Source organism: Pseudomonas sp. B15(2017), from assembly GCF_002113215.1.
Lineage (GTDB): Bacteria > Pseudomonadota > Gammaproteobacteria > Pseudomonadales > Pseudomonadaceae > Aquipseudomonas.
Genome location: NZ_NEJZ01000009.1, coordinates 70,156 through 89,757, shown reverse-complemented (window position 1 = coordinate 89,757; position 19,602 = coordinate 70,156). Strand labels below are relative to the sequence as shown.

Annotated in this window: 17 protein-coding genes; 10 read left to right on the top strand and 7 right to left on the bottom strand. The window is 62.2% G+C overall.

Going from position 1 to position 19,602, the window contains the following annotated elements; translation table 11 throughout:
* Positions 1-145: 145 nt before the first annotated feature.
* Positions 146-1,060, top strand: a complete 915-nt coding sequence (locus CAF73_RS14980) for a LysR family transcriptional regulator (RefSeq protein WP_085697589.1) — start codon at positions 146-148, stop codon at positions 1,058-1,060.
* Between the two features lie 3 nt (positions 1,061-1,063).
* Here CAF73_RS14980 and hrpB read toward each other — a convergent pair whose 3' ends face one another.
* Entirely contained in the window at positions 1,064-3,583 is a 2,520-nt protein-coding gene (gene hrpB / locus CAF73_RS14975) for an ATP-dependent helicase HrpB (RefSeq protein ID WP_085703121.1), read from the bottom strand.
* A gap of 108 nt (positions 3,584-3,691) precedes the next feature.
* On the opposite strand from hrpB, the gene CAF73_RS14970 reads away from it, so the two are divergent.
* Together CAF73_RS14970 and CAF73_RS14965 are read left to right on the top strand one after the other, a co-directional pair.
* The gene (locus tag CAF73_RS14970) at positions 3,692-4,111 is read left to right on the top strand and encodes a polyribonucleotide nucleotidyltransferase (protein ID WP_085703120.1); all 420 of its coding nucleotides are present in this window, start codon (positions 3,692-3,694) and stop codon (positions 4,109-4,111) included.
* Between the two features lie 15 nt (positions 4,112-4,126).
* Positions 4,127-5,023 carry a cation diffusion facilitator family transporter gene (locus tag CAF73_RS14965; RefSeq protein ID WP_085703119.1) on the top strand — a complete coding sequence of 299 codons (897 nt, stop codon included), beginning with the start codon at positions 4,127-4,129 and terminating at the stop codon, positions 5,021-5,023.
* On the opposite strand, the gene CAF73_RS14960 is transcribed toward CAF73_RS14965, so the two are convergent.
* Positions 5,017-6,057, bottom strand: coding sequence for a DUF6515 family protein (locus CAF73_RS14960; RefSeq protein ID WP_085703118.1), 1,041 nt, complete (start codon positions 6,055-6,057; stop codon positions 5,017-5,019). The two genes, CAF73_RS14965 and CAF73_RS14960, sit on opposite strands and share 7 nt — an antisense overlap.
* 454 nt (positions 6,058-6,511) lie before the next feature.
* On the opposite strand from CAF73_RS14960, the gene CAF73_RS14955 reads away from it, so the two are divergent.
* Together CAF73_RS14955 and CAF73_RS14950 are read left to right on the top strand one after the other, a co-directional pair.
* Positions 6,512-6,991, top strand: coding sequence for an Lrp/AsnC family transcriptional regulator (locus CAF73_RS14955; protein ID WP_007909658.1), 480 nt, complete (start codon positions 6,512-6,514; stop codon positions 6,989-6,991).
* A 107-nt stretch (positions 6,992-7,098) separates the two neighbouring features.
* The gene (locus CAF73_RS14950) at positions 7,099-7,308 is read left to right on the top strand and encodes a DUF2788 domain-containing protein (RefSeq protein WP_003228500.1); all 210 of its coding nucleotides are present in this window, start codon (positions 7,099-7,101) and stop codon (positions 7,306-7,308) included.
* Here CAF73_RS14950 and CAF73_RS14945 read toward each other — a convergent pair.
* From CAF73_RS14945 to CAF73_RS14925, 4 genes are all read right to left on the bottom strand, one after another.
* Positions 7,303-7,869 carry a pseudouridine synthase gene (locus CAF73_RS14945; RefSeq protein WP_170929720.1) on the bottom strand — a complete coding sequence of 189 codons (567 nt, stop codon included), beginning with the start codon at positions 7,867-7,869 and terminating at the stop codon, positions 7,303-7,305. The genes CAF73_RS14950 and CAF73_RS14945 overlap by 6 nt on opposite strands.
* A 141-nt stretch (positions 7,870-8,010) precedes the next feature.
* The gene (gene amn / locus CAF73_RS14940) at positions 8,011-9,510 is read right to left on the bottom strand and encodes an AMP nucleosidase (RefSeq protein ID WP_162130486.1); all 1,500 of its coding nucleotides are present in this window, start codon (positions 9,508-9,510) and stop codon (positions 8,011-8,013) included.
* A gap of 170 nt (positions 9,511-9,680) precedes the next feature.
* Positions 9,681-11,330: an acyl-CoA dehydrogenase family protein gene (locus tag CAF73_RS14930; RefSeq protein ID WP_085697595.1), complete on the bottom strand. Its 1,650-nt coding sequence runs from the start codon at positions 11,328-11,330 to the stop codon at positions 9,681-9,683.
* 95 nt (positions 11,331-11,425) lie between these two features.
* Positions 11,426-13,774, bottom strand: a complete 2,349-nt coding sequence (locus tag CAF73_RS14925; RefSeq protein ID WP_085697596.1) for a hybrid sensor histidine kinase/response regulator — start codon at positions 13,772-13,774, stop codon at positions 11,426-11,428.
* A 304-nt stretch (positions 13,775-14,078) separates the two neighbouring features.
* Between CAF73_RS14925 and CAF73_RS14920 the strand changes: the two genes are divergently transcribed.
* The 4 genes from CAF73_RS14920 (at position 14,079) to CAF73_RS14905 (ending at position 17,599) form a co-directional block, all read left to right on the top strand.
* Positions 14,079-14,876 carry a hydroxymethylpyrimidine/phosphomethylpyrimidine kinase gene (locus CAF73_RS14920; RefSeq protein WP_085697597.1) on the top strand — a complete coding sequence of 266 codons (798 nt, stop codon included), beginning with the start codon at positions 14,079-14,081 and terminating at the stop codon, positions 14,874-14,876.
* A 24-nt stretch (positions 14,877-14,900) separates the two neighbouring features.
* Positions 14,901-15,524 (top strand): thiamine phosphate synthase, encoded by a 624-nt coding sequence (gene thiE / locus CAF73_RS14915; protein ID WP_085697598.1) that lies wholly within the window; start codon positions 14,901-14,903, stop codon positions 15,522-15,524.
* Positions 15,525-15,534: 10 nt separating this feature from the next.
* Entirely contained in the window at positions 15,535-16,818 is a 1,284-nt protein-coding gene (gene hemL, locus CAF73_RS14910; RefSeq protein ID WP_085697599.1) for a glutamate-1-semialdehyde 2,1-aminomutase, read from the top strand.
* A 226-nt stretch (positions 16,819-17,044) separates the two neighbouring features.
* Positions 17,045-17,599 (top strand): tetratricopeptide repeat protein, encoded by a 555-nt coding sequence (locus CAF73_RS14905; RefSeq protein WP_085703115.1) that lies wholly within the window; start codon positions 17,045-17,047, stop codon positions 17,597-17,599.
* A gap of 111 nt (positions 17,600-17,710) precedes the next feature.
* On the opposite strand, the gene CAF73_RS14900 is transcribed toward CAF73_RS14905, so the two are convergent.
* The gene (locus CAF73_RS14900; protein WP_085697601.1) at positions 17,711-18,040 is read right to left on the bottom strand and encodes a DUF1820 family protein; all 330 of its coding nucleotides are present in this window, start codon (positions 18,038-18,040) and stop codon (positions 17,711-17,713) included.
* Between the two features lie 132 nt (positions 18,041-18,172).
* Here CAF73_RS14900 and miaB point away from each other — a divergent pair, with 132 nt between their 5' ends.
* Positions 18,173-19,501 (top strand): tRNA (N6-isopentenyl adenosine(37)-C2)-methylthiotransferase MiaB, encoded by a 1,329-nt coding sequence (gene miaB / locus CAF73_RS14895; RefSeq protein ID WP_085697602.1) that lies wholly within the window; start codon positions 18,173-18,175, stop codon positions 19,499-19,501.
* Positions 19,502-19,602: the final 101 nt, after the last annotated feature.

Sequence of the window (19,602 nt, the reverse complement as noted above, 5' to 3'; positions counted from 1 at the left end):
CAGACAATAAAAAAGGTAACCAGCCGACAGCCCCTTCGCGCGCGTATGGGGCTATTGTTCAGGGACAAAAAAAACCGCTGACAGAACGGAGGCCGGCGGCTTACAAATTGCTTGGATGTGAAATCCGTTCGCTTTGAGGTTCACCGTGGCCGCTTACAACCTGCGTCAGTTGAAATACTTCATCACTACCGTCGAATGCGGCAGCGTCGCCGAAGCGTCGCGCAAGCTGTACATCGCGCAACCGGCGATTTCCACGGCAATCAAGGGGCTGGAAGACAGCTTCGGCGTGCAACTGCTGATCCGCCATCACGCTCAGGGCGTGTCTCTGACACCGAGCGGCGCGCGTTTTTTCCGCAAGGCCCAGGAACTGCTGCGCATGGCCAAGGAGTTCGAACAGAACGCCCTCGCCGACAACGATGTGGTGGCCGGGCAGATCGATATCGGCTGTTTTGAAACGGTGGCGCCGCTGTATTTGCCGCAACTGATTGCCGGCTTCTCGGCGCTCTATCCGGGGGTGAAAATCCGCATCCGCGACGGCGAACAACAGGAACTGGTCCAGGGCCTGACCTCGGGCACCTTCGACCTGGCAATCCTGTACAAGCACGACCTCGACGCCACCATCGAAACCGAGCCCTTGATGCCGGCCCAGCGGCCTTACGCGCTGCTCCCGGCAGATCACCGCTTCGCCCAGCTCAAGCAGGTTTCGCTGCGGGACTTGTGCCTGGAACCGATGATCCTGCTCGACGTACAACCGAGCCGCACCTACTTCGTCAGCCTGTTCGAAGAACTAGGCCTGTCGCCACGCATCGAGTTCAGTTCGCCCTCGATCGAAATGGTGCGCGGCATGGTCGGCCAGGGCTTCGGCTTCTCGATCCTGGTCACCCGCCCGCATTCGGAATGCACCTACGACGGCAAGAAAGTCGTGTGCGTGGACATCGTCGAAGACGTCACCGGTTCAGGCCTCGTGGCGGCGTGGCTCAAGCGCGGACAACTGACCAAACCGGCGCAGTTGTTTGCCGATTATTGTCGGGAACAGCTGACGGCGAAGGCTGGTCGCTGACCCTCACGTACCGCGCGGTTTGGCTCGTGCAGTGGCTTCGGCCACCAATGGGTCATCCGGCCAATAGTGTTTTGGATACCGCCCCTTCAGATCCTTCTTCACCTCGGCATAGGTGCTGCGCCAGAAGTTGGCCAGATCCTGCGTCACCTGAACCGGGCGCCGAGCCGGGGATAGCAGGTGCAGTTTGACCACCTGCCGACCGCCGGCAATGCGCGGTGTGTCGGCGAGGCCGAACAACTCCTGCAAGCGCACGGCGAGAATCGGTGGTTGTTCGCTGTAGTCGAGGCGAATCGACGAACCCGACGGCACACTCAGGTGATGCGGTGCCTGTTCGTCGAGTTGTTGCGGCAGTGGCCATGGCAGCAGATTACGCACGATGCTCGACAGGTCGAGGTTGGCGAAATGGCTGAGGCGCGAGACTTTGCCCAGATAAGGCATCAGCCAGTCTTCGAGGGTTTTCAGCAGCGTCGCGTCGCTGACATCCGGCCATTGACTGTCGCCCCTGGCGTCCAGATCGAGCTGGCGCAACAGCGCGACTCGCGCCTGCCATTGGCGCAGTTCCGGGGTCCACGGCAGCAGTTCCAGCCCCTTGCGCCGCACCAGATTGACCAGCGCCTGGCTGCGGGCGTTTTCGTCGAGACCGGTCAGTGGTTCGCGGCTGAGGATCAGTTCGCCAACCTTGCGCTGACGCTCGGCGCGCAACACGCCTTCGCGTTCGTCCCAGTCCAGTTGATCGACGGTGTGCACCTGTTCGGCCAGCACCGAATCGAACAGCGTCGGATCGAAATCCGCCGCCAGATAAATCCGTTCTTCACGTTGACCTTGGCGGCTGCCGAGGTCGGCGATGACGATCCACGGCTCCTTCATAAGGCTGTCGGCTTCGGCGAACAACGCCGCGCGGCCGTTGGCCAGACGATATTCGGCACCTCCGGCACGCCGCTGCTGGGCGACGCGATCCGGGTAGGCCAGTGCCAGCAAGGCGCCGAGCCAGCGTGGATGATCGGGATCGCTGACCGGTTCGCTCGGTTGCCCGCGCAGGTAGCCGCGATATTGCCGCGCCAGTTGCCGGGCGCGCTGCACGCCGCCCTGGGCACCGCGCGCCGCACGTTCTTCGCCGGACAGCAGCGCCAGACGACTGTGCAGATCCGCTCCGGCGCCGCGCAAAATGTCGCGCTCACCGAGCAACGCGGCAACGTCGCACGCCATGTCCGCCAGCCCCAGCGCCTGACCGCGCAATAGCAAATGGGCGATGCGCGGATGGGCCGGCAATTCAGCCATGGCCTGACCATGACGGTTGAGACTTTCACCGTCCAGCGCACCGAGGCGCTGCAACAAATCCTGAGCCTGTGCATACGCGGCGGCTGGCGGTACGTCGAGCCAGATCAGATCACTCGGCGCCACGCCCCAGCGTCCGAGTTGCAAGGCCAGCCCGGCCAGATCCGCCGAGAGGATTTCCGCACTGCCATAAGCCGCCAGTTGTTCGTGCTGATCCTGCGACCACAGGCGATAACACACGCCCGGCTCCAGACGCCCGGCCCGGCCCGCGCGCTGGGTGGCACTGGCTTTGGAGATACGTTGAGTGTCGAGGCGAGTCATGCCGCTGCCCGGATCGAAACGCGGCACCCGCGCCAGCCCGGCGTCGATCACCACGCGCACGCCGTTGATGGTCAGGCTGGTCTCGGCGATGTTGGTGGCCAGCACCACTTTGCGCTGGCCTGCGGGCGCCGGGTCGATGGCAGCGCGTTGCGCATTCAGGTCGAGTTCGCCGTGCAACGGACAGAGCAGGATGTCGCTGCCTTCACCGATGGCGTCCGACAGTTGCTGATGAACACGCCGGATTTCCGCCTGCCCCGGCAGGAACACCAACAGGCTGCCGGTTTCATCGTGCAGGGCTTCGAGTACCGTTTGCGTGACGCGTTGATCGATGTATTCGCCGGGCTGGAACGGCCGGCCCCAGCGCATCGTCACCGGGAACATCCGGCCTTCGCTGCGCAGGATCGGCGCGTCGTCGAGCAAGCCGGCCAGACGTTCGCCCTCAAGGGTGGCGGACATCAGCAAAATCTTCAGCGGCTGTTCAGCTCGAAACAGCTCGCGACCGTTCAGACTGAGGGCCAACGCCAGATCGGCGTCGAGGCTGCGCTCGTGGAATTCGTCGAAGATCAGCAGACCCACGCCTTCCAGCGCCGGGTCGTCCTGCAAGCGCCGGGTGAGGATGCCTTCGGTGACCACTTCGATGCGCGTGGCGGGACCGACCTTGCTGTCGAGGCGGATGCGATAACCGACGGTTTCACCGACCTTCTCGCCCAGCTCGCTGGCCAGCCGTTCCGCCGCTGCGCGGGCGGCCAGCCGACGCGGTTCGAGCATCAGAATGGTCTGCCCGTTCAGCCACGCTTCATTGAGCAGGGCCAAAGGCACGCGGGTGGTTTTACCGGCGCCGGGCGGTGCTTCGAGCACGGCTTCATGGCGTGTCGCGAGGGCTTCACGCAGGGCGGGTAAAACATCGTCGATTGGCAAAAAATTCATGCTGGCTCCAAAACAGAGGGCCGAGTATAACGGCGAACTGCCAGGCGTTCGTCAGGGTCTTAACTTCACACGACGACGCTTCGTCAACAGATGACTCAGGAGATTCCCATGCGCTTACCTTTTCGCCTGATCGGCGGTGTACTGGTTGCCACCCTGCTCACTCAGATCACCGCGTGCGGTTCGATTTTCTATCCCGACCGGCGCGGCCAGATCGACGGCAAGATCGACCCGGCGATTGCCGTGCTCGATGCCGTGGGCCTGTTGTTCTATATCCTTCCCGGCGTGATCGCGTTTGCCGTGGACTTCACCACCGGCGCGATCTATTTCGAACCGGGCCGCACGGCGCAAGTCGATCCGGCCAAGCTCAAACAAGCCATCGGCCCGGACGGTCAAGTCGATAACCTCAAGTTGCAGGCTATTCTCGAAACAGAACTGGGCCGCAACCTGCCGCTGGATGACCCGCGCCTGATCCGGCACAAGGGCAGCACCCAGCAACTGGCGATGTTTGGCCTGCAACCTGCCGCATAAGGAATAGACGTACCCATGACCTCCAGCCCCGAACACGCCCGCCTGCTGCGGCTGGCGACCCGCGCCTCGGTGGCGGTGGCCTGTACGCTGATCATCGCCAAAGCCATCGCCTGGTGGCTGAGCGGTTCGGTGAGCATGCTCGCCGGCCTCACCGACTCGGCCCTCGATGGCGTCACCTCGTTGCTCAACCTGCTGGCGGTGCACTACGCGTTGCGCCCGGCGGATGACGATCACCGTTATGGTCACGGCAAGGCCGAATCCCTGGCGGGCATGGCGCAGGCGCTGTTCATTGGCGGCAGTGCGCTGCTGATTGCGTTTCAGGCTTATGAGCGCATCCAGCAACCGGAACCGCTCGGCGCGCCCTGGATAAGCATCGGCGTGATCGTGTTTTCGCTGCTGCTGACAGCGGCGCTGTTGATGTTGCAGCACCGGGTGATCAAACAGACCGGCTCCAATGCCGTGCGCGCGGACTCGCTGCATTACCGTTCGGACATGCTGCTCAACGGCAGCATCCTGATCGCCCTGATCCTGGCGGGTCTGGGCTTTCATCAACTGGATGCCTGGTTCGGTCTGGGGATTGCCGTGTACATCCTGTGGAGCGCAATCCAGATCGCCCGAGAGAGTTTTTCGGTGCTGATGGATGAAGAGCTGCCGGTGAATGTCAGTCAGCACATGCTCGAGCTGGCGTGCGGTGTGCCGGGCGTTTTGGGCGCACATGATCTGCGCACACGGATTTCCGGCAACCACTGGTTCGTCCAGTTGCACCTGGAATTGCCGGGGGAGCTGACGCTGTCAGTCGCTCACGGCATCAGCGATCAGGCCGCCGATGCGATTCACAAAGCCTACCCGCGGGCCGAAGTGCTGGTGCACGCCGACCCGCAGGAAGTGGTCAAGGCCGCCCAGGCTCAGTAGTTGACCTGATAACCACGACTGCTCAGGCAATTGCCCTGGGCCTGGCGGTAGGCCTGCACCACTTCGGGCGCCGGTTGATAAGTCGCGGTGCGCGGGTTGAAGCCGCTCTGCTGCACCGCGTATTGATAACACTCGTAGCCATCGCGCTGAACCTGCTCCGGTGACTGGCCGTTGGCCGGATACGCCTCCACGTCATAACCATTGCCGGTCGGCTGCGGTGGCTGCTGTACCGGCGGCTCGACCACCACGTAATCCTGGGTCGCTTCCTGATAGGCATAGTACGAGCCGGCAGCGAGGAACAGCAGCGAACCGCCGATCCATACCTCACGGGCGTAATCCGGCAGGTACTGAATGCGAATCCCGCGCGGCGGCTGAACCACGATGTAGCGCGGACCTTGCGGGCGATACCAGTAGCCGCCGGAGTAGAAATAGTCCTGGCCGCGATACGGCACGCGGTATTCACGATCCGGGAAACGGTCGATCACATGGCCCGGCCGGTATTGCGGGCCCGGCCCCCAGCCATTGCCATGCCCGTCGGGGCGACCCGGCCAGCGATTGTCATTGGGGCGGCCGGTCTGCCAGTTCTGGTGATAGCCGTTCTGCGGGCGCTCGTCGCGGTAGTAGCCCTGACGGGGTTCCTGGGTCTGGCGCACGGTGTCGGGACGCGGCTGAATCGGCAGGTCATTGGCCGGCAGTTGCGGCGGCGGTGGCGGCTGGCGTACCGGGTTGGGATTGTAGGCCGGACGTGGCTGATTCTGCCACTGGCCATTGTTCGGTTGGCCGTGGTTCTGCTGGCCGTTGTGCTCGAACTGGCGGCTGTTGTCGCTACGAATAATGTCGTTGTTCTGCCGCTGCGGATTGTTCTGACCGTGCGGCTGATTGCCGCCGCCATGTCCCTGATAATTGCCCTGATGCTCCGGCCCGCGTCCGCCGCCGTCGGGGCCGCGATTCTGCGGCTCATCCGCCAGCGCTTGCGCACCGACACTCACACACAGCAAACCAACACTGGCCAGACGCCAGATGCGCGACTTCATGAAATTCCTCACTGCGGGCCAGAGCCTGTAATAGAAGGTCTTGTAGCTAAGACCGGGGACGAGCACACCGGGTTCTGCTACAGGTTATCAGTCACGTCATTTATTTATTGAGCGAGATGGGCCAAATCGCGGGCAAGAAAAAAGGGAGACCCGTCGGCCTCCCTTTCAGAGAACTTCGTCCTGGCTCGACGCTTTTGACGTCGGCTCACCTCACGCCGTCTTCTGGACAGTGTGCAGCTCGGGGGCCGGCACAACCCCGGTGGGGGTCGCGGCCGCGGCGGGCCGGATTGGGCGGGCCGCAGTGGACTGTGTTACCGAGCAGTGATTCTGGTGATAAGGATAGGCGCGGAGCCGCGACAGATGATTGCGAAGATTGCTCAAATAAACACCACTTGCGCAATTTTTAACCCTGGATAGATAATCCGCCGCAATAGTTAAGACAAAGGACCGTTTGATGAGCAAACTCGACCGTTACGACCTCAGTATTTTGGCGGAATTGCAGCGCGACGCCCGCATCTCCAACCAGGAACTGGCCGAGCGCATCGGTCTGTCGCCCTCCCCGTGCTCGCGCCGGGTCAAGCAACTGGAGGACGACGGCTACATCTCCCGTCAGGTCGCTCTGCTCGATCGCAAGATGCTCGGCTTGAGCCTGACCGCCTACGTGCTGATCGGCATGGACCGGCACACGCCGGAGCGTTTCGAGAACTTCGAAGCGGCGATCCGCACCTTGCCGCAAGTGCTGGAATGCAGCCTGGTGACTGGCGTGGATGCCGACTATCAGCTGAAAGTGGTGGTGCCGGACATGGATCACTATCAGAAACTGCTGCTGGGGCACCTGACACGGATCGAAGGCGTGACCAGTGTTCGGTCGAGTTTTGTGCTGAATCAGGTGCTCAACAGTACCGAATTGCCGCTGACTCATCTGCGCAGCTGAAATCGACGAATGACTGCGGCACACCGACGCAGGTCAATGCTGCGTCGTTCGCCGCTGACGTATACTCCCGGCCGCCCTTTTAGCCGCATGCGTGCCGGAGATGCCCGATGGATCCAGCAGTATTTGAAGAGTGGATGATGACCGGACTGGTCAGCATCCTGATCATTTTCATGGGTTTCATCGTCTGGGATCTGGCGAAGAAGTCCAAGGCCGGGCGTTTCGGCTCGTTCATTCTGTTCTTCGTGCTGGGCCTGGGCGTGGCCGCGTTCATCATCAAGAGCGTGGTGATCGGCCTGATCGAATCCGGCGCCTTATAAGCGCGCCGGCACTTCTTTCCATTGGCCCTGATCGAGCCCTTCGATCGTCCAGTCACCAATCCTGACCCGCACCAGCCGCAACGTCGGCAACCCGACCGCCGCCGTCATCCGCCGCACCTGGCGGTTGCGCCCTTCGCGAATCACCAGTTCCAGCCACGTTGTGGGGATGGTCGCGCGAAAGCGTACCGGTGGGTTGCGCGGCCACAGCTCAGGCTCATCCAGTTGCCGCGCTTCGGCGGGCAAGGTCATGCCGTCATTCAATTCGACGCCGTCACGCAGGCGCTGCAACTGCTCGGCCGTCGGCACGCCTTCGACTTGCACCCAATAGGTTTTCGCCAGTTTGTGCCTGGGGTCGGCGATCCGCGCCTGCAACTGGCCGTCGTTGGTCAACAGCAGCAAACCTTCGCTGTCACGATCCAGCCGTCCTGCCGGGTAAATGCCCGGAATATCGATGTAATCCTTGAGCGTCGCCCGCCCATCTGCGTCGCTGAATTGCGTCAGCACATCGAACGGTTTGTTGAACAGGATCAGCTTCGGCTCGGCGGGCGGTGCCTTGGCCACACGGCGCGGGGCTGAATAGGACGGCTTCGCGCCGGGACGGCGGGAAGGTGGACGCGGGGGACGGGACATAAGTGAGAAGACATTTAGCGATCAGGGCTGACAATGCTAGTGCCCCGACCGCCAAATGACCACGACAAACCGTTAGCGGAACGGCGGCTCGTCGAAGCTGCGCAGTTTGCGCGAGTGCAGCGAGTTGAGTTCGGTGCGTAGCAGGTCCACCGCTTCGATGCCGATCTTCAAGTGCTGGCTGACCGCACGCTCGTAGAACGCGTTGGCCGAACCCGGCAGCTTGATTTCACTGTGCAGCGGTTTGTCCGAAACGCACAGCAACGTGCCGTACGGCACCCGCAGACGATAACCCTGGGCGGCAATGGTGCCGCTTTCCATGTCCACCGCCACGGCGCGGGACAGGTTGATCAGCGGTCGCTCCTGTGCCCAGCGCAATTCCCAGTTACGGTCGTCGTAGGTCAGCACGGTGCCGGTGCGCAGACGCTTTTTCAGCTCCTCGCCTTTTTCGCCGGTGATGTTGGCCGCCGCTTGCTGCAACGCCAGCTGCACCTCGGCCAGGGCCGGGATCGGAATGTTCGGCGGCACCACCCGGTCGAGAATCCCGTCGCGACGCATGTAGGCGTGAGCCAGCACATAGTCGCCGATGGTCTGCGACTGACGCAGGCCGCCGCAATGCCCGATCATCAGCCAGCAATGCGGGCGCAGCACGGCCAGATGGTCGGTGATGTTCTTGGCGTTGGACGGACCGACGCCGATGTTGACCAGGGTCACGCCGTGGCCATCGCTGGCGATCAGGTGATAGGCCGGCATCTGGTAGCGGTGCCAGACCACACCGGCGGCAATGGCCGAGGCTTCGCCATGATCCATGCCTTTTTCGATGATCACGTTGCCCGGCAACACCATGCGTACAAAACGCGGGTCACGGCGCAGTTGCTCCAGACCGTGGACGATGAACTGGTCGACATAACGGTGGTAGTTGGTCAGCAGGATCCACGGCTGCACATGGCGCCAGTCGCTGCCGGTGTAGTGCACCAGACGACGCAGCGAGAAGTCGACGCGGGCCGCATCGAACAGCGCCAATGGCAACGGATCGGTGTTTTCCCAGTCGTAGAGCCCGTCGGCGATGCCATCGGTGGCGGCAGACAGGTCGGTACTCGGGAACACTCGCGCCAGCACGGCAGCGGTGACACCGGAGCCGGCCAGCTCATCGCCCTGCTCGACCACGTACGGATAGGGAATGTTCTGCTCGCTGACCCCGACTTCCACCGTCACGGTGAAGTCGTGCATCAGCGGCGTGAGCTGTTCCAGAAGGTATTTGCGAAACGCCGCCGGGTGGGTGACGGTCACGCTGTAGGTGCCCGGCAACTGCACCTTGGCGTAGGCGCGGGTGGTCTGCGGGACTTCGCCCTGGCAGTGGTAGGTCAGACGCAGTTCGGGATAACGGAACAGGGCACGTTGCTCGGCGTCGGGCTCGACGCGATCCTTGAGGTAACGCTTGAGGGCCGAGTTCAGCGCCGTGGTGGCCCGCTCATGCAGCTCGGCGAGACGATCCACGGCCTGTTCGGCGGTTTGAACGACAATAAACGCTTCGGTCACGATCAGCTTCCTGTGTTCTGACTTGCAGAGCTTCATCTTGCCTGCATCGTGGCGTCACGGAAACAGTGGCGTTGTGGCAATTCATCAATCTGACAGGTACAGGCGGGCCTGTGGGAGCGGGCTTGCCCGCGAAGGCGTCAGCACAGCCAGCATTAATGTTGAATGTACCGGTTCCTTCGCGAGCAAGCCCGCTCCCACAGGGTGTTTCAGAAACCTTGCGGCGTCGAGCGGGCAACAATGGCTTCGACATCCAGCCCACGGGGCAACGCGCCGTAGACCCGCCCGCCTCCGCTCAGACGACTGGCAATGAACGCATCGCTGACCGCCGAATTCCCGGCCTCCAGCAGCAACTTCGCTTGCAGCCCGAGGGCAATGTCTTCGGTCAGTTGCCGCGCGCGGTACTGAATGTCGCTGGTGTCCTTGAACTGCGCCTGCAATTGCTGAATGTGCGCAGCCAGTCGCTTGTCGCCATGGCCGTCGCCCAACTCGCTGAACAACACATCAAGCACGCCCGGCTCTTTCGACAACGCCCGCAGCACATCGAGGCATTGCACGTTGCCAGAGCCTTCCCACGTCGAGTTCACCGGTGCCTCGCGGTACAGCCGCGGCAGGATGCTCTCCTCGACATACCCGGCGCCCCCCATGCATTCGGCGGCTTCGTTGATCATTCCCGGCGCACGTTTGCAGATCCAGTATTTGCCCACCGCCGTCACCAGCCGGGCGAACTGCGCTTCATGGCGATCATTCAGATGATCCAGCGCCTTGCCCATGCGCAGGCTCAACGCCAGCGCGGCTTCGCTTTCCAGCGCCAGATCGGCCAGCACGTTCTGCATCAGCGGTTGCTCGCTGAGCAGCTTGCCGCCGACTTTGCGGTGGGCGCAGTGATGGCTGGCCTGGGTCAGCGCCTGCCGCATCAGCGAGCTGGAGCCGACCATGCAGTCAAAACGGGTCATCGCCACCATCTCGATGATCGTCGGCACGCCGCGCCCTTCCTCACCGACCATCCACGCCAGTGCGCCTCGGAATTCCACTTCGCTGGAGGCGTTGGACTGGTTGCCGAGCTTGTTTTTCAGGCGCTGGATATAGAACTGATTGCGCGTGTCATCCGGGCGATGGCGCGGCAGCAGGAAGCAGGTCAGGCCCTTGTCGGTCTGCGCCAGCGTGAGGAATGCATCGCACATCGGCGCCGAACAGAACCACTTGTGGCCCACCAGTTCATAAGCCTGACCGGGGCCGCTGGCGCCAACTGGATAAGCCTTGGTGGTGTTGGCCCGCACATCGGTGCCACCCTGTTTCTCGGTCATCGCCATGCCGATGGTGACACCGGCCTTATGGGCCATGCCGACATTGCGCGGATCGTATTCGGTGGCGAGGATTTTCGGCAGCCATTGCTCGGCCAGATTCGGTTGTAAACGCATCGCCGGCACGCTGGCGAAAGTCATGGTCAACGGACAGCCACTGCCGGCTTCGGCCTGGCTGTGCAGGTAGGTCATGGAAGCGCGGGCAACATGGGCACCGTCCTGTGGATGAGCCCAGGGCAACGACGTCAGGCCATGTTCGATGGCGGTGCGCATCAGCTCGTGATACGCCGGATGAAATTCCACCAGATCGATGCGATGACCGTAGCGGTCATGGCTGGCGAACACCGGTTTGTTCTGATTGGCGAGGAACCCGGCCTCCATCAGCGGCCCGCCGGCCAGCGCGCCGTAGGCGTCGATCCGCGACTCGGCCCAGCCGGCGCCGAACCGCCGCGACCACTCCTGCAACGGCAGGTCGATGCGGTACAGGTTGGTGCCGTCCAGCGACGGTGGCTGGTTGGTGACTTCGTGGGTTTCGGCGAACTGATGCAGGTTCATGACGGGGCTCCTTGATCGGCCAGAGCTTCAGTTAAGCACCGCCCCCGAATCGATCAAAGTGTCATATCGGCCTAAATGCCGGCGCTTTCACCCTATCAGCAACTCAATACCCGTCGCTGCATTGCGACCTGCAGATCCTCGAATTTCACCGGTTTGTTCAGATAATCGATCGTGCCACCCGACGCGCAATGCTCTCGATCCGCCCCCAGCGCGATCATGAACACCGGCAGATGGGCGCATCCCGGCAGGTCACGAATCTGGCAGCACAGCGATGCTCCGTCGAGCGGCGGTAGCTGGCAATCGATCAACACTGCATCGAAGCGCTCGCGCTGCAAACAGTCTAGTGCCGCCACGCCGTGGTCGGCAGTGCGCACCCGGAAACCGAGCTTGAGCAACATGCCGCGCATCACCAATTGGTTGACACTGTTGTCGTCCACCAGCAGCACGGTGCAATCCTGCGGCGCGCGCTCGGTGTCACGACTGAACGCAGGCACGGCTTCCACTTCCGGCAACTCAAACTCGACATCCAGCTGAAAACGGCTGCCGCGCCCCGGTTCGGAGCGGTGTGTGAGCTTGCCACCGAGCAGTTCCACCAATTGACGGCAAATCGCCAGACCGACGCCCAGCCCGCCGTATTCGCGGGTCATCGAACCATCGAGCTGGAAGAATCGCTGATACAGCGTGGCCTCGCCCAGATCGGTAAAACCGATACCGGTGTCGATCACCGCGAAGGACAGCGCCAGGCGATTGTCCGTCGACGGTTTGCCGGTGACCCGCAAGGCCAGCCCGCCGACGCGGGTGAACTTGATCGCGTTGTCCAGCAGGCACTCCAGGCATTGCGCGAGTTTGGCACTGTCGCCGTGCAGGCGGTCCGGCAGTGTCGGCAGCACGTCGACCTTGAAGTCCAGCGATTTGCTCGCCGCGTTGCCATCGAACTGAATCCGCAACGCCTCGACCACCCCGCGCAGGCTGAAACTGCCCGGCGTCGCCTTGAGCTTGCCGGCCTGCAATTCGGTCAGGGTGAGGATGCCGTTGACCATGCGCATCATGTCCCGCGCGGAACCGGCGGCAGTCTGCTGGTATTGCTCCAGTTCCGGATCGAGCTCGACGGTCTGCATCAGCTCCAGCGAACCGATCACCCCGTTCATCGGTGTGCGCAGTTCGTGGGTCAGGGTCGCGAGAAATTCGTCCTTGAGCTTGTTGCTGTGGGCCAGTTGCTGGTTCAGCACTTCGAGCTTCTGGCCGGCGTCGAACAGGGTCTGCGCCTGTTGTTCGCGCATCGCGTTGATGCGGTCGGCCAGGGCCAGCGACAGCAGCGCCACTTCAATGGCCGAACCGATCTGACTGGCGTACATGGTCAGGAACACATTCGGCAGCAGGCCCAGGACCATCATGGTGTTGACGATGCCGCCGATCAGGAACGCCGACCAGGCAATGATGAAATAACGCGCCACCCGCAGGCCGCGCCACCAGGCGAGGATCCCGGCGGCGAAGATCACCACGGTAAAGGTCAGGGCCAGGGTCGTCGCCAGACGCAGGGCCAGGCCATAACTGGTCATCAACGACAGACCGATCACTACGGCACCGAACGCGATCAGGGCGATCAGCAGGCGATCGAGCCAGCGGCTGTGGTTCTTCGTCTGCAGGAAACTGCGGGCGAACTGGCTGCCGAACAGCCCCGCGCAACCAATGAAGAACGGCGTGGCGGCGTTGGCCCACCAAGGGTTGTCCGGCCAGAAATACTCGACCGCCGCACCGTTGACCGACAGCTGATAGAGGCCGAACGAGGCGATATAGAAGATGTAATAGAGGTAACTGGTGTCGCGCACGCTGAGATAGATGAACAGGTTGTAGACCAGCATCCCCAGCAGCACGCCATAAATGATCCCCAACACGTACAGGCGCACTGGCTGATCTTCGAGGTACGCGGTGCTCGACCACAATGTCACCGGCGCCTGGATCGAGCCTTCGCTGGACAACCGCAGATAAACGGTGCGTTGCTGATCCGGCTTGAATGCCAGGTCGAACAGGTAATTGTTCTGGCGGATCTCGCGACTGGCGAACGGCAAGGCGTCGCCGGTCTGCCGCACCAGACGATAGTCACCGGCCGCATCGGGCAAATACAGATCAAGATGATCGAGCGGCGGATACGCCAGCTCCAGCAACCAGCTGCGCTGCGCCGACGCATTGGTCGGGCGGTAATGCAGGTCGATCTTCAGCCAGAACGCCGAGCGCGAATAACCGGCATTGAGCGTGGCTTTGTCATGGGGTTTGAAGTTTCCGGCGGCGGCTTGCGCGCGGACGTCGGCAATGCTCGCCTGACCGCTCGGGTCTTCGAACACTTGCAGGGATCGACCCAGCGGGAGGCTCTGGGTGAACTCATCGAACTCGACGGCGCTTGCCAGGAGGGGCAAGCAGAACAGCAACATCAACAAATAGCGCATTGAAGCCCCAGCGTGGCTTGTCCGGTTGTGTCAGGAAGCCCCCCATTCCCTTTGAGATGACGTAAAACCGGTATTACCTGTTATTGGTTTGGATCCACTCTAGCATAGCCGTTGATGGCCATTGAGCACCATGGAAATTTTTCCTACAAAGGCTCTAGAACGGGCGTTCCAGAGCAGAGCGCCGGGCTAGAGCTGTTTGCTCGGTCAGATTGCGCCAAACGTTACCGATCCCGCTACCCGCGTTATCGGCCGGGCGCTGCGCCACAACACCCGAAAAACAGGTTTGGTGGTAAGCTCGCGCACCATGAATATCTACAGCTCACGCCCCGTTGTCCTCTGTCTCTCCGGCCACGACCCCAGTGGTGGCGCCGGCTTGCAGGCAGATATCGAAGCCCTGCTCGCTCAGGGTTGCCATGCGGCTCCGGCCGTCACCGCCCTGACCGTGCAAGACACCGTCAACGTCACTGACTTTCGCGTCCTCGACCGTGAGTGGGTACTGGCCCAGGCCAATGCCGTGCTCAACGATTCCGAAGTCGCGGCAGTGAAACTGGGCATGCTCGGTTCCCTGGAAATGGTCGACACCGTCGTCGAACTGCTCCAGGCGCACCCGCACTTGCCGGTGGTCTGCGACCCGGTGCTGCGCGCCGGCGGCGGTGGACGCCTGGGCAAGGACGAAGTCGGCTACGCCATGCGCGAACGCCTGCTGCCGCTGTCGATCATCGCCACCCCCAACCTTCCCGAAGCCCGGATCCTCGCCGAACTGCCAGAAGGCACCGCGGACGAGTGCGCTGAAAAACTGTTGCCGTACATCAAGAACCTGCTGATCACCGGCGGTCACGGCGACGAAACCGAAATCCACAATCGCCTGTACAGCCGCGACGGCCTGCGCGAAACCTTCAAGTGCCAGCGTCTGCCGGGCAGCTATCACGGCTCCGGCTGCACCTTGGCCAGCACCCTCGCCGGCCGACTGGCTCAGGGCGAAAACCTTGCCAGCGCCGTGCGTACTGCGCTGGATTACACCTGGCGCACCCTGCGCGATGCCGAACAGCTGGGCAAAGGCCAGTTCGTGCCGCGTCGCCTGCCGCTGGATTTCTGTTCCTGATGTTTCGAGCCTGAGGTCTGCGCGATGAAACTACGTGGCCTGTATGCCATCACCGACAGCCAGTTGCTGGCCGGCAAGTTTCTGTCCTACGTGGAGGCGGCGCTGGAAGGCGGCGTCACCCTGCTGCAATACCGCGACAAAAGCAGCGACGAGGCCCGCCGCCTGCGTGAGGCCGAAGCCCTGCGCGATCTGTGCGAACGCTACAAGACGCAACTGATTATCAACGATGACGCCGAACTGGCCGCACGCCTGAACGTCGGCGTGCACCTGGGCCAGACCGACGGCCCGTTGTCGCCGACCCGCGCCCTGCTCGGTTCCAGGGCCATCATCGGTTCGACCTGCCACGCGCAACTTGAACTCGCCGAACAAGCCGCCAAAGAGGGTGCGAGTTACGTCGCCTTCGGTCGCTTCTTCAATTCCAGTACCAAACCCGGTGCACCGAGTTGCAGCCTCGATCTGCTCGACGAGGCCAAACGCACCCTGCACCTGCCGATCTGCGCGATCGGCGGCATCACCCTCGACAACGCTGCGCCGCTGGTGGCCCACGGCGTCGATCTGCTGGCCGTGGTCCATGGCCTGTTCGGCGCCGACAGCACCGCCGAAGTGACCCGCCGCGCCCGCGCCTTCAATGAATTATTAAAAGTCTGAGAGCCCGATCATGTCTCGTTCCGAAACCCTGTTTGCCAACGCCCAGAAACACATTCCCGGTGGCGTGAACTCGCCGGTGCGCGCGTTCAAGAGCGTTGGTGGCACGCCGCTGTTCTTCAAGCACGCCGAAGGCGCCTACGTCACTGACGAAGACAACAAGCGTTATGTGGATTACGTGGGTTCCTGGGGCCCGATGATCCTTGGCCACAGCCACCCGGACGTACTGGACGCGGTGCGCAACCAGTTGCAGCACGGCCTGTCCTACGGCGCGCCGACCGCGATGGAAACCGAGATGGCCGATCTGGTCTGCTCGCTGGTGCCATCGATGGAGATGGTGCGCATGGTCAGCTCCGGCACCGAAGCGACCATGAGCGCGATCCGTCTGGCCCGTGGTTTCACCGGCCGCGACAGCATCATCAAGTTCGAAGGCTGCTACCACGGTCACTCCGACAGCCTGCTGGTCAAGGCCGGTTCCGGCGCACTGACCCAAGGCGTACCGAGCTCGGCCGGCGTGCCGGCAGCATTCGCCAAACACACTTTGACCCTGCCGTTCAACGACATCGACGCGGTTGAAAAAATGCTCGCTGAAGTCGGTCAGGACGTCGCGTGCATCATCGTCGAGCCAGTGGCCGGCAACATGAACTGCGTACCGCCGGCGCCGGGTTTCCTCGAAGGCCTGCGCAACCTGTGCGACAAGCACGGCGTGGTGCTGATTTTCGACGAAGTGATGACCGGTTTCCGCGTCGCCCTCGGCGGTGCCCAGGCTTACTACGGCGTGACCCCGGATCTGACCACCTTCGGCAAGATCATCGGTGGCGGCATGCCGGTCGGCTGCTTCGGGGGCAAGCGCTCGATCATGGAGCGCATCGCACCGCTGGGCCCGGTCTATCAGGCGGGCACCTTGTCCGGTAACCCGCTGGCGATGGCTGCCGGCCTGACCACCCTGCGCCTGATCAGCCGTCCGGGTTTCCACGCCGAGCTGACCGACTACACCACGCGCCTGCTCGACGGCCTGCAACAGCGCGCCGATGCCGCCGGCATTCCGTTCGTGACCACCCAGGCGGGCGGCATGTTCGGTCTGTACTTCAGTGGTGCCGACGACATTGTTACTTTTGAAGACGTGATGGCCAGCGATGCAGCGCTGTTCGGCCGCTTCTTCCACTTGATGCTGGAAGGTGGCGTGTACCTGGCGCCGAGCGCCTTCGAAGCCGGCTTCACCTCGATCGCCCATGGCGAGGCTGAGCTGAAAATCACCCTCGACGCCGCCGAACGCGCCTTCGCCAAGTTGAAGTAAAACGCTTCGCCGCTGACGTTGGCCATTGCCAGCGTCAGCGTTCTCCTACATCCGCGCGCTTTTTCCGACACTCCTGCCAAAAATCTCCCATAAAGTGGGCGATATATTTCCCGCGCAGCAGAAAATCGAGTAAAGACTTTGTAAGGATGGCCCTGCTTATTTCATAATGCGCGCTTATTGGATCCCTAGACGGGTCCGCGCGCCCTTCAGAGGTAAGTCGATTCCCATGAACCGCACCGGCCGCACCCTTGCCTTGGGCTGCCTGTTGCTCCTTCAGCCGCTGCTCGCACATGCACAAGCAGGCGGCAACTCGTTGTTGATACCGGCGATGGGTCGCTGCACCCTCAATACTCAGCCGCAAGATGTCACGCAGGCCCTCGCCGCCTGCCAAAAGGCAGCGGATGAAGGGGATGCGCAAGCGCAATACGAGTTGGGTGAGTTCTACTACGACGGCAAGAACGCGCCGCGCGACCTCAATCAAGCCCTGAGCTATTTCGAAAAGGCCTCGCTGCAAGGCCACGCCCAGGCGCAATTCAAGCTCGGCACCATGTTCTTCCGCGGCGAAGGCGTGCAGGCCAACAACATTCAGGCGTACATCGTGCTGAAGATGGCGGCGGTCAATGGCGCTGAAGACGCGCTCGACACCGCCGACGAAGTGTCCGAAAAAATGTCCCGCGAAGAACTGGAAACCGCAACCCAGGTGCTCGGGCAAATTTTCCGTAAATACCTGATGGAACTGCAGAGCGCCGACGGGCGTACGCCGTTCTCGCCCCTTCCCTGATTTCTCTATAGATTTTTCTGGCCTCTTCGCGAGCAAGTTCGCTCCCACATTGGAATGCATTCCCCTGTGGGAGCGAGCTTGCTCGCGAATGAGGCGACTCGATCTTACGGTTTACTTCTCGGGCATCGGCACCGGGAACGGCATCACGTTGCCGACGCCGCCACGGGCTTCGGTGATCTTCGGTGTCCCCAGCCGCTCCACTTCATCGATGCGCACGATCGAATGCATCGGCACAAAGCTGCGCACCACGCCTTCGAACTGCGCCTTGAGCTTTTCTTCGCTCGGGTCGACGACCACTTGCGTGCGCTCGCCAAAGACGAACTCTTCCACTTCCAGGAAACCCCACAGATCACTTTGATAGATCTGCTTGGCGTACATTTCGAACACCTGGCCCTGGTTGAGGAAAATCACCTTGTAGATTGGAGCTTCGCGTTTGGTCATGGCGGGCGGACAACATCGGGGTAAAAATGAGGGCGCGAACTATAGCATAGCCACCGGACGCACAGCGGTAGGAACCTGGGGACATGTTCCCTATAATGCGCGGTTCTTTGAACCACGTGACGACCCTATTCCATGGCCAAGAAGCTTTACATCGAAACCCACGGTTGCCAGATGAACGAGTACGACAGCTCGCGCATGGTCGATCTGCTGGGCGAACACCAGGCCCTGGAAGTCACGGCGCGCGCCGAAGATGCCGACGTGATTCTGCTCAACACCTGCTCGATCCGCGAACGTGCCCAGGACCGGGTGTATTCTCAGCTCGGCCGCTGGCGCGAACTGAAACTGGCCAACCCGGACATGGTGATTGCCGTCGGCGGTTGCGTGGCCAGCCAGGAAGGCGCGGCGATCCGTGATCGCGCCCCGTACGTCGACGTGGTTTTCGGTCCGCAGACCCTGCACCGTCTGCCGGAAATGATCGACGCCGCGCGTATCAGCAAGCTGCCGCAAGTCGACGTCTCGTTCCCGGAAATCGAAAAGTTCGACCACCTGCCCGAGCCGCGCATCGACGGCCCGAGCGCCTATGTGTCGGTGATGGAAGGCTGCAGCAAGTACTGCACGTTCTGCGTGGTGCCTTACACCCGCGGCGAAGAAGTCAGCCGGCCGTTCGACGACGTGATCGCCGAGATCATTCATTTGGCCGAAAACGGCGTGCGTGAAGTGACCCTGCTGGGCCAAAACGTCAACGGTTATCGCGGGCTGACCCACGACGGTCGCCTGGCCGACCTGGCCGAACTGATCCGCGTGGTCGCGGCAGTCGACGGTATCGACCGCATCCGCTACACCACCTCGCACCCGCTGGAATTCTCCGACAGCCTGATCCAGGCACACGCCGAAGTGCCGGAACTGGTGAAGCACCTGCACTTGCCGGTGCAGTCGGGCTCGGACCGGATCCTGGCCGCGATGAAACGCAATCACACCGCGCTTGAGTACAAATCCAAGCTGCGCAAACTGCGCGCCGCCGTGCCGGGCATCTGCATCAGCTCGGACTTCATCGTCGGCTTCCCGGGGGAAACCGAGAAAGATTTCGAACAGACCATGAAGCTGATTGCCGACGTCGGTTTCGATTTTTCCTACTCGTTCGTCTACAGCCAGCGCCCAGGCACCCCGGCCGCCGATCTGCCCGACGACACCCCGGAAGAACTGAAGAAAGAACGCCTGAACGCCTTGCAGCACCGTTTAAATCAGCAAGGCTTCGAGATCAGCCGACAAATGGTCGGTTCGGTCCAGCGGATTCTGGTGACCGACTATTCGAAGAAAGACCCCGGCGAGTTGCAAGGGCGCACCGAGAATAACCGTATCGTCAACTTCCGCTGCGATAATCCGACCCTGATCGGCCAGTTCGCCGACGTCCACATCGACGCGGCGCAACCGCACTCGCTGCGCGGCTCGCTGATCCAGTAACAGCGCAAGGAGACCGCGCCAGAGGGCTGAATCGGTGCCAGGCTTTTTAAGAGCTTTCGCACCCACGCCGCTGGCGTTATCCTTGATTTCATCCCAATTGC

What these genes read in the sequence shown, in the direction of transcription:
- hrpB (WP_085703121.1), bottom strand. Translation starts at nt 3,583, where the DNA reads ATGAATTTTTTGCCAATCGACGATGTTTTACCCGCCCTGCGTGAAGCC.
- CAF73_RS14970 (WP_085703120.1), top strand. Translation starts at nt 3,692, where the DNA reads ATGCGCTTACCTTTTCGCCTGATCGGCGGTGTACTGGTTGCCACCCTG.
- CAF73_RS14965 (WP_085703119.1), top strand. Translation starts at nt 4,127, where the DNA reads ATGACCTCCAGCCCCGAACACGCCCGCCTGCTGCGGCTGGCGACCCGC.
- CAF73_RS14960 (WP_085703118.1), bottom strand. Translation starts at nt 6,057, where the DNA reads ATGAAGTCGCGCATCTGGCGTCTGGCCAGTGTTGGTTTGCTGTGTGTG.
- CAF73_RS14955 (WP_007909658.1), top strand. Translation starts at nt 6,512, where the DNA reads ATGAGCAAACTCGACCGTTACGACCTCAGTATTTTGGCGGAATTGCAG.
- CAF73_RS14950 (WP_003228500.1), top strand. Translation starts at nt 7,099, where the DNA reads ATGGATCCAGCAGTATTTGAAGAGTGGATGATGACCGGACTGGTCAGC.
- amn (WP_162130486.1), bottom strand. Translation starts at nt 9,510, where the DNA reads ATGAAGCTCTGCAAGTCAGAACACAGGAAGCTGATCGTGACCGAAGCG.
- CAF73_RS14930 (WP_085697595.1), bottom strand. Translation starts at nt 11,330, where the DNA reads ATGAACCTGCATCAGTTCGCCGAAACCCACGAAGTCACCAACCAGCCA.
- CAF73_RS14925 (WP_085697596.1), bottom strand. Translation starts at nt 13,774, where the DNA reads ATGCGCTATTTGTTGATGTTGCTGTTCTGCTTGCCCCTCCTGGCAAGC.
- CAF73_RS14920 (WP_085697597.1), top strand. Translation starts at nt 14,079, where the DNA reads ATGAATATCTACAGCTCACGCCCCGTTGTCCTCTGTCTCTCCGGCCAC.
- thiE (WP_085697598.1), top strand. Translation starts at nt 14,901, where the DNA reads ATGAAACTACGTGGCCTGTATGCCATCACCGACAGCCAGTTGCTGGCC.
- hemL (WP_085697599.1), top strand. Translation starts at nt 15,535, where the DNA reads ATGTCTCGTTCCGAAACCCTGTTTGCCAACGCCCAGAAACACATTCCC.
- CAF73_RS14905 (WP_085703115.1), top strand. Translation starts at nt 17,045, where the DNA reads ATGAACCGCACCGGCCGCACCCTTGCCTTGGGCTGCCTGTTGCTCCTT.
- CAF73_RS14900 (WP_085697601.1), bottom strand. Translation starts at nt 18,040, where the DNA reads ATGACCAAACGCGAAGCTCCAATCTACAAGGTGATTTTCCTCAACCAG.
- miaB (WP_085697602.1), top strand. Translation starts at nt 18,173, where the DNA reads ATGGCCAAGAAGCTTTACATCGAAACCCACGGTTGCCAGATGAACGAG.